This window comes from Propionispora vibrioides (genome assembly GCF_900110485.1).
In the GTDB taxonomy this organism is placed as follows: Bacteria; Bacillota; Negativicutes; order Propionisporales; family Propionisporaceae; genus Propionispora; species Propionispora vibrioides.
The window spans coordinates 14,164-27,671 of record NZ_FODY01000006.1; the positions used below are offsets into that span (position 1 = coordinate 14,164).

General features: G+C 43.4%; 17 protein-coding genes. 8 read left to right on the plus strand and 9 right to left on the minus strand.

Annotated features, from left to right (window positions below; all coding sequences use genetic code 11):
* The first annotated feature begins 168 nt into the window (after positions 1-168).
* The 8 genes from BMW43_RS06715 to BMW43_RS06750 all read left to right on the plus strand — a co-directional run bounded on the left by BMW43_RS06715 (position 169) and on the right by BMW43_RS06750 (position 5,571).
* Positions 169-633 (plus strand): rhodanese-like domain-containing protein, encoded by a 465-nt coding sequence (locus tag BMW43_RS06715; protein ID WP_091745063.1) that lies wholly within the window; start codon positions 169-171, stop codon positions 631-633.
* Positions 634-760: 127 nt separating this feature from the next.
* Complete coding sequence (locus BMW43_RS06720) at positions 761-1,117, plus strand: hypothetical protein (RefSeq protein WP_091745065.1); 357 nt, start codon at positions 761-763, stop codon at positions 1,115-1,117.
* Positions 1,118-1,352: 235 nt separating this feature from the next.
* Positions 1,353-2,207 carry a sensor histidine kinase gene (locus BMW43_RS06725; protein WP_091745067.1) on the plus strand — a complete coding sequence of 285 codons (855 nt, stop codon included), beginning with the start codon at positions 1,353-1,355 and terminating at the stop codon, positions 2,205-2,207.
* On the plus strand, positions 2,204-2,842 hold the full coding sequence (locus tag BMW43_RS06730; RefSeq protein WP_091745070.1) for a response regulator: 639 nt from the start codon (positions 2,204-2,206) through the stop codon (positions 2,840-2,842). The genes BMW43_RS06725 and BMW43_RS06730 overlap by 4 nt, the downstream gene beginning before the upstream one ends.
* Positions 2,843-2,998: 156 nt before the next feature.
* Positions 2,999-3,208, plus strand: a complete 210-nt coding sequence (locus BMW43_RS06735; RefSeq protein WP_091745072.1) for a hypothetical protein — start codon at positions 2,999-3,001, stop codon at positions 3,206-3,208.
* Between the two features lie 18 nt (positions 3,209-3,226).
* The gene (locus tag BMW43_RS06740; protein WP_091745074.1) at positions 3,227-3,649 is read left to right on the plus strand and encodes a DUF4418 family protein; all 423 of its coding nucleotides are present in this window, start codon (positions 3,227-3,229) and stop codon (positions 3,647-3,649) included.
* Positions 3,646-4,845 carry an ABC transporter permease gene (locus BMW43_RS06745; protein ID WP_091745076.1) on the plus strand — a complete coding sequence of 400 codons (1,200 nt, stop codon included), beginning with the start codon at positions 3,646-3,648 and terminating at the stop codon, positions 4,843-4,845. The genes BMW43_RS06740 and BMW43_RS06745 overlap by 4 nt, the downstream gene beginning before the upstream one ends.
* Positions 4,846-4,890: 45 nt before the next feature.
* A complete protein-coding gene (locus tag BMW43_RS06750) occupies positions 4,891-5,571 on the plus strand; it encodes an ABC transporter ATP-binding protein (protein ID WP_091745078.1) in 681 nt (226 codons plus the stop codon).
* A 118-nt stretch (positions 5,572-5,689) separates the two neighbouring features.
* Here the strand turns inward: BMW43_RS06750 and BMW43_RS06755 are convergent, their stop codons facing one another.
* From BMW43_RS06755 to srlA, 9 genes are all read right to left on the minus strand, one after another.
* Entirely contained in the window at positions 5,690-6,214 is a 525-nt protein-coding gene (locus BMW43_RS06755) for an ATP-dependent metallopeptidase FtsH/Yme1/Tma family protein (protein WP_143050580.1), read from the minus strand.
* A 908-nt stretch (positions 6,215-7,122) separates the two neighbouring features.
* Complete coding sequence (locus BMW43_RS06760) at positions 7,123-7,896, minus strand: YdcF family protein (RefSeq protein WP_091745082.1); 774 nt, start codon at positions 7,894-7,896, stop codon at positions 7,123-7,125.
* Positions 7,897-8,147: 251 nt separating this feature from the next.
* Positions 8,148-8,843: a triose-phosphate isomerase gene (locus BMW43_RS06765; protein ID WP_091745085.1), complete on the minus strand. Its 696-nt coding sequence runs from the start codon at positions 8,841-8,843 to the stop codon at positions 8,148-8,150.
* A 121-nt stretch (positions 8,844-8,964) separates the two neighbouring features.
* Positions 8,965-9,891 (minus strand): class II fructose-bisphosphate aldolase, encoded by a 927-nt coding sequence (locus BMW43_RS06770; RefSeq protein ID WP_091745087.1) that lies wholly within the window; start codon positions 9,889-9,891, stop codon positions 8,965-8,967.
* Positions 9,892-9,949: 58 nt separating this feature from the next.
* Positions 9,950-11,110, minus strand: a complete 1,161-nt coding sequence (locus tag BMW43_RS06775; protein ID WP_245732252.1) for a zinc-dependent dehydrogenase — start codon at positions 11,108-11,110, stop codon at positions 9,950-9,952.
* A 244-nt stretch (positions 11,111-11,354) separates the two neighbouring features.
* Positions 11,355-11,729, minus strand: coding sequence for a PTS glucitol/sorbitol transporter subunit IIA (locus BMW43_RS06780; RefSeq protein WP_091745091.1), 375 nt, complete (start codon positions 11,727-11,729; stop codon positions 11,355-11,357).
* Between the two features lie 27 nt (positions 11,730-11,756).
* Positions 11,757-12,308, minus strand: a complete 552-nt coding sequence (locus BMW43_RS21955; protein WP_439331449.1) for a PTS glucitol/sorbitol transporter subunit IIB — start codon at positions 12,306-12,308, stop codon at positions 11,757-11,759.
* Positions 12,309-12,332: 24 nt separating this feature from the next.
* Positions 12,333-12,707 carry a hypothetical protein gene (locus BMW43_RS21960; RefSeq protein ID WP_439331450.1) on the minus strand — a complete coding sequence of 125 codons (375 nt, stop codon included), beginning with the start codon at positions 12,705-12,707 and terminating at the stop codon, positions 12,333-12,335.
* A 48-nt stretch (positions 12,708-12,755) separates the two neighbouring features.
* Positions 12,756-13,313, minus strand: a complete 558-nt coding sequence (gene srlA, locus BMW43_RS06790; protein ID WP_091745092.1) for a PTS glucitol/sorbitol transporter subunit IIC — start codon at positions 13,311-13,313, stop codon at positions 12,756-12,758.
* Positions 13,314-13,508: the final 195 nt, after the last annotated feature.

Consider the following 13,508-nt stretch of genomic DNA (forward strand, 5'->3'; position numbering starts at 1 on the left):
TGTAGCCTTTAGTGTTTTTCCGGCACAGGCGGCATCCCGCAAGAAAAGGCAAGCTTGACTGTGAACACCGGTAGCTGTCAGCCAAGAACACTCATTTTTATTAAGGAAGGACAACTGTTGCTTTCATCAGCCGGTGCATAATTTCAACAAAAATAAGGAGGCTTTACAATGAAAACTCGTATTCTGCTGATATTAACGTTATTTTTAACTCTCACGCTAATGCCAATCTACGCTCACGAGAGTCCTGCCACCGATTCTGTTTCCGGCGGGCACGACGGCACTACATCACTGCACGCAAAAATTGACCAGTTTTTAAAATCAGTGTCTGATAATCATTCTTTTGTTGTGTCGCTAGATAGTAAAACGGCCACTGACCTCCTGCTGGATGTACGCGCAGCAGAAGATTTCCAGAAATCACCGGTCAAAGATGCCCTGAATGTACCGCTTACTGATTTACATGATCATATAAAAGACTTACCCAAAGACAAGCGCATATTGGTTATTGGCGATCCTGTGGACGGGGCGTACGCCGTCTTTGTCTTACGCTTGCACAGCATAGACGGCTGGCTGGCAAAAAGCAGCGAAGCAACAGGCGGCTGCCCACTGATGGAAGCGCATAAAAAACATCACTAACAGGTTTTAACAACGCATAAAGAAGGCCATGCAGCCATTCTTTATGCGTTATTCCACATCCGAAGCTCACTTCGCCAAGACGTTTCTTGCTGAATAATAAAAACCAAGTGTAAGGAGATTGGCAAAAATGAAAACTCATTGCTTTATCGCATTGCTCGTCACATTTATCCTGGCCGGCTTTTCCTCCACCGTTTTTGCCACCGGCCAGGAGATCACCATTGTAAATGCCAGTAATTCCGACCTCTATGATTTATCAATTACGCCAACTAACAGTACTGCCCAGGGACCAAACGCCTTAAATGGGCAAGAACTACTAAACGGGCAAAGCAGGCGAATTGTCTTTCCTAATTATGACACCGGTGTTGTACAATGGGATATGTGGGGAATTACCTGTTGCGGTGAAAAAGTGAAGTGGCAACAGCTTAATTTAACTATAGCGCATACGATTATCTTACGCGAAGGCGGCCTTGCCGAATTGAATTGATGTTTTGGCAAAACCGCCGCCACTTATTGCCTGAACGTACAGCGCTGCCTCATGATAGTTTTCGAACTATTAAGGCAGCGTTTTTAGATCTAAAGCGGAACGATTGCTACGCCCTTTCCCGCGCTAAGCACCTGCCGGCTGCAATGCAGTTGCCGCATAATGCCAGCCATTGCTCCTATTGACAAAGGACTTATCTGCGTATTACATCCTGCTTACCTACCTTGGAGGTATCCGTATGCATACTACTCAAATGAAATGGATCGCAGCCATCGTACCGGCTATCTGCATCGGCCTGTTCGAATTCGCCAGGCACGAATTTTTACACGTTATTTCGATGGATTGGGGCAATGTTTTGGTAGCTGTACTGACGGGGATCATCTTTATGCTATTTTCTCACGGCATTTTCACCTTGATGGAAAATCTTTACGGCAAACTGCAGCAGGAAAAGCAGGAAACAGCCGTATTGCAGGAGCGGTACCGGATTGCCCGCAATTTACATGACAGTATCGCCCAATCATTATTTTTTATGAATGTAAAAATAATGGATATCGAAAGAGCTTGCCAAAATCGGCAGGAACCATGGACGGCAATTAAGGATTTGCGTGAAGCTATCCGCTTTGCCGATACCGAACTACGGCAGCATATTTTTGCCTTGCAAACCGTGGCTGCGGAGGACAACATTGATCTCATCGCCGCCATGCAGGATCACTTACGCCAGTACGAAACGCAAACCGGCACGAAAGTCAATCTAGCTATCACTTGTGCTAAGAAAATTCCCTTTAGCTCCTATGAGCGAAAACAACTGTTCCATATCTTTCAGGAATTATTATTCAACATCCGCAAGCATGCTGCAGCCACACAGGTGAATGTCAGCTTAAGTGAACAAAGCGAAGCCTTTACCCTGTCAATCGCCGACAACGGGAAAGGATTTGTAGCGGCAGAAAATCTTCGTCAAAAAAAATCTTTCGGCTACAAACTATTGGAACAGGATATTCAATCCATCGAGGCTGACCTTCAACTTGTCAGTATTCCGGGTGCCGGGACTACTGTAACAGTTACGAAAAAGAAGAAAAAGGAGCTGCCGTCGTGACTATTCGAGTATTAATCGTTGACGATCACTTTCTGTCACGCAGGGGAATCGCCAGCATTCTTTCGGCCAATCCTTTGTTTGAAGTCATCGGCGAAGCAACCACAGGAACTGAAGCGCTGAAAAAGGCGACACAGCTGGTGCCGGATCTTATTTTGATGGACATCCGCATGCCGGACGGTGATGGATTAGAAGCTACCGGCAGGATTAAATCAACCATGCCGCATATAAAAATCATCATTCTGAGCGTATCGGACGACGTCCAGGACTTCTTCGAAGCCATAAAACGCGGCGCCCAGGGATATTTACTCAAGAATATGGAACCAGAATACTGGTTGGATTATATTATCAGCATTGTGCAGGGTGAAGCTCCCATATCCCGGGTGCTGGCAGCCAAAATACTGCAGGAATTTGCCGGACAGAAACAGGCAGTTCCGGATAGCAGACTGTCCGAGCGTGAACAAGAAGTACTGCAGCTAATTAGCCAAGGGCTTAGCAATAAAGAAATCGGAGAAAATCTATATCTTAGTGAAAGCACGGTAAAAAACCATCTACGCAGTATTCTGGATAAACTCCATTTGCAAAACCGGATGCAATTGATTGCCTTTGCTTATAAAAATCGGCTGGTTGGCCATTAGCTTGCATAAAGAATTCTAAAATACTATTTGATTACTAGAGAAAATATTATATGATTATCATAACTAAGCTGATTGGAATAACCCGAAGGCTGAGCGCAACCAATGCGTTCAGCCTTTTACTTTAATAAGCCAAAAAAAACCGAGGAGAGATGCAAGATGACATTAGGGAGATATTTCATTGTAGCTGCTATTATTTTCTTTATCGGTTTAACCGCCTTGTATGTCGGCGTAAACCGTCCTCCTTTCCGCCAGACGCCACAGCAGGAGCATACCGGTAACCACCATGGGACAGCACCAACAGAAAAAACAACGGCAGACGAAACACTCTGTCCAGCACCGATCCTGCAGCCAAAAGAAAAATCTTAACTAAAGGGGTTAACAGATATGAACTATGAGAAGATTTTAGCCTGGGTGGTTCTACTTCTTAGCATGGGACTTTTACTCCTACCAAGAATCATTCCAATTTGCACAGGACTTGCCGGCGGCAAACCGATGACCTGCCATTATACTTACCAGGCGGAATTTCTGGTGACCTTGCTTGCCGTGATTGTCGCCGGCAGCCTGTTTGCGCTGCATACCGCTGAGGCCCGCCTACTGAGCGGATTTATCCTCGCACTCCTGGGCGTAATCGTGGTGGTATTGCCGCAACCATGGGCCATTGGTTTATGCACTTATGGTAACTGCCAAAAAACTGCATTCTTTTCCGTATGCGGCGGTAGCCTATTGACTTTGACCGGAGCGGCAATCGCCTGGTATAGCTCCAGAAAAATACAAACCGATCCAGAAAATTGGGAGGACAATGCATGAAGTCGCTGATTTTGAAAAGCCTGCTGCACCGAAAATTGCAAAGTCTGGCCATTGCCATATCCATTGCATTCGGCATCGCTATTATTTTTGCTATTGCGGCCATCTATCAAGGTGTACATTCAGGCATGGAGCTTTCCAAGCAACGGATGGGTGCCGATATCGTGGTCATCCCTGGTGGGGTAACCATGGAGCCCAGTTTATATCTGTTTGGCGGTGCAACGGTGAATACCTATATGCCAAAAGAGACCTTCGACATATTAAGAAAACTGCCGGGGGTGACCAAGGCCACTCCTCAGTTTTTTACGCATACGCTCACAGCCGACTGTCACGACATCGGAACAAACAATCGGATGCTCGGCTATGATCCGGACAGCGACTGGATTCTTCAGCCGTGGCTGAAAAAAATCAATAAAAACTGCCTGGCTGACGATGAAGTCATACTTGGAGCCAAAGTGCCAACTTGGACACAGGATAAAATATCTATTCTAGGCAAATGGTACAATATTGTAACTATTGCCGAGGAAACAGGCACTACTCTGGATTATTCCCTGTTTGTCAGTATGGAGGAAGCACGGCGGGTAGCCGGTAGCAGTTCGCAGCTCCAATCGGTTTGGGCAAACGAAGGTAATCCGACGGGCCTGATCTCTTCGGTACTGCTACAAATTGATCCCGCAGTAAAGGCGAGCAGTATCGTTGACAAGATTCAACAGATCGGCTACTTTCAGACTATTGTCGCAGCGGAAGTGAAACAGCGCATTATCGATCAGTTCACCATACTGGTGTACCTGTTGGGCAGTGTAGGTGCATTAACTGCTATATTATCACTATTTCATCTATTTACCCGTTTCTATGCACTGACCTGGGAACGGCAGGCGGAATGGGGATTATATCTGGCTATCGGTGCCTCCGCCCTGGACCTCGCAGCCCTGATTGTGGGTGAGGCTGTAACAGTTTCCCTGATCGGTTCGGTATGCGGAATAGCATTGGGCAGTCTTTTGTATGTCGGTGGCCTGCACATCCTCCAGTATTACCAGTCTTTTCCGTTTATCCAGCCCTCCTGGCAGTTTTTAACAGCAACAGCCCTCCTGCTAGTTGTCAGCTTCTCGGGACTGGGTGCACTGGCCGCCTGGCTGCCGGCCTATCGAGGCAGCCAAATTGATCCGAGTACGATTATGACTCGCGGCGAATTCGATTAATCGGCTGTTGTGAAAGTCAGTAATTTATTTTCAAGGAGGAGTTCCATGTCAGCCATTTTGGCAGTTCATCACATTCATAAGAATTATGACGACGAGAGCATTTTAACGAATATTTCCTTTACGTTGGAGACGGGAAGATCATTGGCGATTACCGGGCAGTCGGGCAGCGGCAAGACCACATTGCTTTCGATTATTGGATTACTGCAGCAGGCAACTTCAGGACAGATAGTAATAGCCGGACAAAACACCGGTAGTTTAAGCCCAAAACAGCAAGCCCGGCTACGGGCCACTTATTTGGGTTTTGTCTTTCAGCGCTCCCGGCTAATTAATTCGCTGACCGCCTATGAAAATGTCGTTGTTCCCGCCTATTTTGCCCGGACGGGCAAAAACGCCGATAAACGCGCCCTTGAGCTACTGACTGATTTTGGCCTTGAGCACCGGCTGAATCACCGTCCCCAGGAACTCAGTCTCGGCCAGTTAAGACGGGTGGCTCTGGCTCGGGCCCTGCTGCTTAATCCTAAAATCCTGTTAGCGGATGAACCGACAAACGACCTTGATCCCACTCTGGCCAAAGTCGTGACAGACAGTCTGTTTCAAGCCCGCGACAACGGCAGTACCGTTATTATTGTCACCCATGACCTTGAACTGGCCGAGCGGGCTGATGCCCGACTTCATTTGCAGCAGGGCCGGCTAACTGTTCCAGATGTGACAACAGATTTGGCCTAGGGGGTAAACGAAGTATCATAATACATAATAAAACCAAATAATGAAATTTGGTTAAAAACAAAACTTTTATTTAAAAAACATCCAATCACACTCACCTTAAATTCTTTTTATCAGTTGTTTACCTTTCCCACAAAGCTTTCCACCACGGAGGTGCTGGTGGTTCATTAAAACTGATCGCAATGTTTCTTTTATGCATAGTTTCAATCAATGGACTTGCATCCTGGGGCAAGATAACACTGAATTCCTGACCATTTTTAAGCTTGCCTCTAAGATATTTATCAGTGATGCTAACGCGCTCAATTGCCCCTTGATCGACTTCCTGTAGCAAATTTGAATATGTAATCTCTTTGATATTTTGATTTCTTGATGAATAATAGTCAATAACAGAAATTATAAGCACAAGAACGAAGAAAAATCCTGCTACATATAACATCCTCTTGAAAAACTTACCAAAATTGTTGCTGCCAGCTGTTTCTTCCTCTCCACGTAAAAAGAGCTTACCGATAAAATAAAATAAGACGATAGTAGCAAGTATTGTTAAAAGCCTGGCAAAAAGTCTAAAGCTAAAAACGCCTAAAATTATGTACGTAATACCCAAAATAATTAGTATTGCATTAACCTTCAACTCTTTTATCTTTTTCAATTCTCTGCCCAAAAGGCAGAACAAGAACCCTTCTACTAAAATTAGAATCGTATAAATATTGAATGTAACAAGTGCAAATTCCTCACTCACCAGAGCAAAGAATTGCGACAGGTGCCTGGCACACCTACCATGCGATCATGTTGCACATCGTTATCTGCATAAAGGGGAATACAAAATAGCAGCTTCTTATTTTTCAGGCTGACAATTTGTCGGACTACGCCAAAATCCCGCAACTTTCTTCCATTGGTTAACAAGGAGGATATTGATTCGCCCTTCCGGTGTAATCAGTACCATGTCACCGTCGATTAGCTGTCTGCCTGAAATACGGAATGGACTACCCTTCTGTTAACCGGTTCGGTGATTGTATGACCGGTGATGGTGGCGCTATAGCCGAAATTGTCTGTATAACCGTCAGGTGTAACCAGGATTCGATCTTGCCGATTAAAGAGGTTATGCGATTTGCTGGTAATGACTCCGACTATGGAGTGGGGAATAGTTCAATGCAAGACTGTTTGACCAGCTCTTGTACTACCTGACCGGCAAAGATCTCCTCATAGGTGTTTTTTAAGACACGTCCCAGGAGAAAACGCTTATCACCGGTTCTGGCAAGCATGCGGGCTTCATCAGTCGGGTATATCTCTCCATAGAATAGCCCAGTTGTTCCATGTTGTTTCTAGCAAATCCATATGGGTTTAACGCCCGTAAGAACACACCATCAAGGCATCCCAATTCCTTCTTAAATAATCCATTTTTATTTGAATTTCATTAAAAAATCCTCGGATTTTAAAATCCGAGGATTCGTTATTTAAGGGCTATTTTTAATTTTGGAAATATGTTGATTTACTTTTTAGGTTTTACAAAACCGTGTATACAAATGGGCATAAATAAAAACAGCCTTGGGGAAAATTTTATTCACACCTGCCTAAATAGTTTTTTAATGGTTCCCTTAGCAGATCATAGCTAATTTCCACCCGATGCGGAATATCTATGTGTCCAAAGTAATTTTTTCCCTGTGGGCCATAGCCTTTCTCATCATCCCGCAAACGCCATATTTCCCCCATTAACAATTCGTAGAAACGTTCTTTACTCCATAAATCCTCTATCCTGTTATCAAACTCCATTTTGCGATTCATTTCAGGAATAAAGGGTGCATAACTAACCAGCAAAGTGTCTTTCGGAAGATATTGTTTTAAAGAAATATAACTCCGATATTGCAACAGAGGATCCTGCAACAAAGCTATCGAAGGATATTCTACTCCCTGCTCCTTTAAAACCTTCAAGGCAAATCGACTATTTTCACTACAATTGGTTGATCGGTTTTCAACCAAGATTCTCTCTGCCGGTATATGATAAAGCTTTCGGGCTATTTCGGTGAAAATATCCCCCTCACCGCCTTGCAAATTACAGTTTGCATATAGAGGATTCTCTCTGAGTTTTTTCCTGAGAATCTCCGTAGAGTGTCCGATGCCGCCGCACATCAGCAAATAATCACATAGTCCGACCTGATATGCCTGACAGGCCACTGCCGGAACACAAGGCAGATCATTGCCAAATACAACTAGTACAGCTACTTTGTCCAAACTGTACGTTTTTTGTAAATGATCTCGTGTGAACTTTTCCAAATTTCTAAACGCCAGAAAACGGCTTATGGTATTAATCGCTGTGTGAAATTCATCTTTCATATTCCGGCTCCTTTACTTTTTTATGGCCATGGTAACAAGCGTGTATCTTACTGTCTAAGTAGGTTACACATCTATTTACCATATAATTACTCCTCCACCCGTTCACTTGACTATACGTAAAAGAGTTACCGTTCTTGTTGAATAAAACGATAACTCCTCTACCTAATTTTACTATCATTCGGCTATAAATAAGCAAATGACTGTCCTGTATAAACAAAATACGGCATGCCACACAATATTAGGTAAGTACCTTACATGCCCAATTCACTTCTAGCATCGACAAGAGCTTCTATCATTTCCCGGAGTGTCGCTACCTTATCCGGTGCGCAGACAATCCCACTAGTGCCACCGGTACCGTCAGCCCCGGCTTTAATCACCTGGTAAACATCTTTTCCCGTGCTGATACCTGCCCCTTGCAAAACCAGGGTATCCGGTGAAATCTGCTTAACCGCCGTGTTACTTGTTTCCCTATAGTGAGCACTGCTGGTCTGTCCAGTGCCAATCAATTCAGTTGGCTCACAAATAAGAATATCCGGTTTTAGCTGAGCGATAGCCTGCGCTTCCTCAACAGAATCGGCACAGGCAATTGTATACATTTCTAAACTGTTGGCCAGCTTTATTGTTTTTACCAAATCCCGCAAATTCATCGGATGTTCAGCATGATTAAGAAAGGTAGCTTTCACGTTATAATATTGCAGAGCCGCTGGAAAGATATATCCCATCCCTCGCCCAGGAGCCAGCGGATCCATATGCTGCGCCGTCAAAAATATCCTTTCGGCAACCTCATTGATTGCCGGGAAATCAATGACCTGAGCTGTGTAAAATAAGTCAATGTTATATTGTTTAGCCAGACGGTCAGCTTCGACAGCCAACTCAACTACTTCTTTCCCATACAGATACCCCTTCGGATTGACTGAAAAAAAGGGGGTTTTAATCTTTCGTTTCATTGTGTTTCCTCTCGTATTGTCATATTTATAAACTAGAGGCCGTTAATAGGCCGCTTCCGGGAAAATTATATACCCTCTTTTTCTTCTTTTTGCTTTTCTGATCTATTTATTCTGTACTTACCTATGCATTATCCGAGCAAGCTATACCGGTAAGATCTTCCTGACTGCTTTCGCCAATCATACTTAAATCCACATATTTAAGATCCGCTGGCGCTTTACCGATTCCACCACAACAATCAATATATCCTTTTAAACACTCACGAATAGCTTTTTCCGCCACTATTCCCTCTTCCGCATATTGCAGATTAGCAGTGGATTCATGAATGGCGCGCCTAGCTGCTTTCATTAAATCTGTGCCCACATTCAGCTTACTGATACCAGTTGTAACAGCCTTGGCTAACAGTTCTTTGCCTGTCCCCGACCCACCATGTAAAACCAGTGGCACATCTACTTCTTTTTTTATATCGGCCAATCGCTGAAACTCCAACTTCGGTGTTCCATTATATTCACCATGAGCAGTTCCTACAGCAACAGCTAAGCTATCAATTTGTGTTCTCTCAACAAACTCACGAGCCTGTAATGGATCAGTCAACAGGCTTTGATTGATTACTATTTCCTGATAATTTTGACCGCTACCTACATGTCCGAGTTCCGCTTCCACTGTAACATTACAAGTCTTGGCAACACGAACGACTTCACTTGTCACACGAATATTCTCCTCATAAGGCAAACTTGAAGCGTCAATCATAACTGCAGTGAAACCAGCCCTAATCGAACGGACGACTGCATCAAAAGTCATACCATGATCCAGTTGTAATGCAATGGGCATATCTGTTTTACTAGCATAGTATTTAACCAGTTCACCTACTTCTTCTGGTGTAATAAAACGAAAATGAACTTCTGCCAAACCAACAATAATCGGACACGAGGTTTCCAAGCTGGACCGCAAAATCGCCCGCAAGCTTTGCAAATCCCATACATTGGGTTGAATTATACAATATTTTAAGTCTGAGGCCTTTTGCAACATTTCCTTTGTGTTTACCAACATAAACGAACATCCTCTCTAATTTAAGATTTAGTTATAAAGAACTATGTAGGTGACACTTTTATAGCTCAATAACCACTTTCAAACCTTGACCTGTTTTGACTAAATTAAACCCATCAATCAATTGTTCCAACGGCAAGACATGAGTAATTAATTTTGCTGCATCCACTGTTTTATCAGTCAATAGCTTATAAGCCTCTATATTCTGATCCAACCGGGAACCATAGGCTCCATGGATTGATACTTCATTGTAGTGAACAATATTCATATCTAAGCAATTAACTGCTTTTTCTTTAGGCAATCCGGCAAAAAAGCTAACCCTTCCACCCTTTCCGACAGACTTAAGAGCCTGTTCCTGGGCAATCGGAACGGAACAGGCCGTAATCGCCACATCCACGCCATTTCCGTTTGTTAATTCTTTTACCTGCCCCACCAAATCCACGTCCTTGGAATTAATCAACAAATCAGCACCGCATTTGCCGGCCAACTCTAATCGATTAGAATCAATATCAGCTAAAATGACGTTGGCACCATTTGCCTTGGCTAACAATACATGCATAGCACCAATTGGGCCAGCACCGATCACCAATACTTGATCACCTTTTTTTATATTTAATGGTTGCTGTCCATTAATAACACAAGATAACGGCTCTGCCAGACAATATTCCGACAATCTCGCACGGGGCGCCAGTTTGATCAAGTTACCGTTTGCAATCGCAGTAGACGGTACACGGATATATTCGGCAAAGCCACCATCTACGCTATAACCAAAGGCATTTGCTTGCGTACAAAAATTACTATGGCCTCGTCCGCAGTCTTTACAAGTTCCGCAAGCGATAGCAGGAGCCAAAATTGCATTTTCACCAGTCACATAACCACTCACGTTTTTTCCCACTTTATCAACAACACCAGTTATTTCATGCCCTAAAATCCGGGGCGGTATTACATTTGCCTGACCAAAACTATAAATCCTGACATCAGTACCACAAATAGAACAATACTTCACTTTGAGAAGAATTTCATCATCTCCGATTTGTGGGATGTCACGTTCTTCAATAACAACATTTTCTCGGCCATAATATACCGCAGCTTTCATAGTAGACACATCTCCCTCATTAAAGTAATTTTTGTAAAAACAGGAAAAGAACCATGAGAAGCGATTCTTTGCTAGCCCCCGGCCCTTTTCCTCTTTACCAAACTCTATGGACTTGTCTTCAATCATTTACTTCCATTTCCCAGAATCTATCACTTGTACTGAAAAACTTCTTGATGATATCTTTTATTTTTTAAAATCTAATAATAATTTTGAAGTTTCTTCATCAGTAATCAATCCATTTATACACTTTCCCTGTAAATAGTTGAGAAACAGCTTCTAAAGTTGGAAATAACCACAAGCATAGCCTTATTTTTTTTGCATGAAATATGGCAGGGTAATAAAGCAAACAGTATTTTAGCTCACAACAACGTTACTCACGAATAACTGTAATCTTAGAACCAACATTAAGAGCAGGTATTTGTTCCCCAATTAAATGAATGGAGCCGGGAAGCCTATCCGCCTCTGGTTTAACATTAAAGTCCAGAGTACAATGCCCCATGGCTAGTAAATTTTGATTAGCAACGTCACCAACACTGGTAACCCGATATGTCTTATCATCGATTTTTACAATATCGCCATTTGCAATTGATTTTTTTACAGAATTATTGTTGTGTTTATAACACACTTCCTGTAAAAACTCCGGAGCTTCAGCTCCAAATAAAACAAGAAGTTTTTCATCATTTAAAAGTTGAACCGCCATATCCCCGATTGCAAAAACTTCCGTTTCATAAATTACTTCCTGCATAACAATTCTTCTCCTAGATTATATAATTTATACCCCTAACACCAGGGAGTAGACACCTGCTACCAATACAGCTATCGGTCCTGTAATAAAACGCCCTATCAGTATGGCCGGCACCGACACTTCAATGGTCTCAGGATCCGCTTCGCAAAGACCTACGCCTACCGGGATAAAGTCACATCCAACCTGAGCATTAATTGCAAACAATGCCGGCAATGCCATGGATGGAGGAATATGTCCCAGACCGATTTCCGTACCGACTAAGACGCCGATAACCTGAGCAATAACCGCGCCTGGTCCCAGCAAAGGAGACAACACCGGGAAACCGCAAATCATTGATAAAAGAACCAGACCTGGCAAGGAGGAAGCCAGCGGACTCAACGTCTTAGCAATTACATCGCCAATGCCGGTTGTTAAAATAATACCGATCAAGGCCGACACGAAGAACATAAAGGGTAGAACTGTTTCCATAATTACATCTTTCGTTTCTCTACCAGCCTGAAAAAACGTTGATGTAAATTTCCCTGCCAAACGCCCAAACTTAGTCATAAATTTTCCTATCGCAGAGTCATTCATATTCATAATTTTACCTCCTAGTATTTGTTATCAGCCTTCAACAATCTTTACCGTATCCACAGTAGCTCCCGAGAGATAAATTCCTTCCTTTGCATGCTGACCCATGGGACCGCTCGGTGGGCCGCCATTAATATTGATTGTCAAGATCTTCTTCATTGGCAATATACCAAGCCGGCACGTACCGCCGCAATCAATAACAGCACACGCTACTTCCTTGTCCGGCACCGAATTCTTCAATCCGTCAATAGCTATACCACCCGTTAACTCTGCAATCTTTTGTGCAAGAGGATCAATTCCTCCACCTGTAATGGAAAGGATTTTGTCTTTTCCCGGCACAGGCTTTATAACTAACGGCGTTCCCCAACCGCCACGTCCTTTAGAGACTTCAACTGCTTTATATTCCATTTAAGCTCCTTCCTTTCCTAACTATAATTTTAAAATACAGATTTAATGTCAATTTAACGTAGTAGCCCCTGTTCCTGCATTAACATCAATACCTTTTTTCTTAGCAAAATAAATCCAAAGCCGTTCGGTAACCAGTCCTCTAATCAACGCCACCGTTATACCAGCAACCAAATATCCTACAGCCAGGCCGGCAACCGGCAATCCCAAAGTTACTAATCCCTGCGATACACCCAGCCAAATAAATAACTCCGAGGGATCCGTATGCGGGAAAAGTCCGGTAAAAGGATGGCCCAACGCACAAATTGCATCAAAAAATGCTCCTTTATATTTCTGCGGTAGAAAACGTCCCATCGTAAATGCCATCGGATTGGCCAAGATAAGCCACGACAACGACGGCAGCACGACATACCGGATAATAATACTGTTGGCCCCTTTTTGCGCTAGTGCTTCAAGTTTTTCTTCACCAATAAATTTGACAATTGCTTTAACAACCACCAGTAAGCAGGCCAGCGTCGGAAGAATTCCAGTAATTAATGACACCAACGTTTTTCCGCCTGCTTGGAACATCGACATAAAATATACCGAAGCATTAACAACAATATCCATAAATCAATTACCTCCCTGTTTAAATATTCTCGAGATTTTACCCATTCTGCTACGCTCTCCCTCATGCTCCTTTCCACATTACTATAAATAATTCTAGGGAACCGCTGATTTAATGAGCCTGTCGGCCTGGCAAGAGATTTCTTCATCTGACAAGGAAGCAAAATCTGCTGACGCAGCCAGACAGGAAAAAATCCG

Coding starts and splice junctions, on each gene's coding strand:
- BMW43_RS06715 (WP_091745063.1), top strand. CDS start 169: ATGAAAACTCGTATTCTGCTGATATTAACGTTATTTTTAACTCTCACG.
- BMW43_RS06720 (WP_091745065.1), top strand. CDS start 761: ATGAAAACTCATTGCTTTATCGCATTGCTCGTCACATTTATCCTGGCC.
- BMW43_RS06725 (WP_091745067.1), top strand. CDS start 1,353: ATGCATACTACTCAAATGAAATGGATCGCAGCCATCGTACCGGCTATC.
- BMW43_RS06735 (WP_091745072.1), top strand. CDS start 2,999: ATGACATTAGGGAGATATTTCATTGTAGCTGCTATTATTTTCTTTATC.
- BMW43_RS06740 (WP_091745074.1), top strand. CDS start 3,227: ATGAACTATGAGAAGATTTTAGCCTGGGTGGTTCTACTTCTTAGCATG.
- BMW43_RS06745 (WP_091745076.1), top strand. CDS start 3,646: ATGAAGTCGCTGATTTTGAAAAGCCTGCTGCACCGAAAATTGCAAAGT.
- BMW43_RS06750 (WP_091745078.1), top strand. CDS start 4,891: ATGTCAGCCATTTTGGCAGTTCATCACATTCATAAGAATTATGACGAC.
- BMW43_RS06760 (WP_091745082.1), bottom strand. CDS start 7,896: ATGAAAGATGAATTTCACACAGCGATTAATACCATAAGCCGTTTTCTG.
- BMW43_RS06765 (WP_091745085.1), bottom strand. CDS start 8,843: ATGAAACGAAAGATTAAAACCCCCTTTTTTTCAGTCAATCCGAAGGGG.
- BMW43_RS06770 (WP_091745087.1), bottom strand. CDS start 9,891: ATGTTGGTAAACACAAAGGAAATGTTGCAAAAGGCCTCAGACTTAAAA.
- BMW43_RS06775 (WP_245732252.1), bottom strand. CDS start 11,110: ATGATTGAAGACAAGTCCATAGAGTTTGGTAAAGAGGAAAAGGGCCGG.
- BMW43_RS06780 (WP_091745091.1), bottom strand. CDS start 11,729: ATGCAGGAAGTAATTTATGAAACGGAAGTTTTTGCAATCGGGGATATG.
- BMW43_RS21955 (WP_439331449.1), bottom strand. CDS start 12,308: ATGAATATGAATGACTCTGCGATAGGAAAATTTATGACTAAGTTTGGG.
- BMW43_RS21960 (WP_439331450.1), bottom strand. CDS start 12,707: ATGGAATATAAAGCAGTTGAAGTCTCTAAAGGACGTGGCGGTTGGGGA.
- srlA (WP_091745092.1), bottom strand. CDS start 13,313: ATGGATATTGTTGTTAATGCTTCGGTATATTTTATGTCGATGTTCCAA.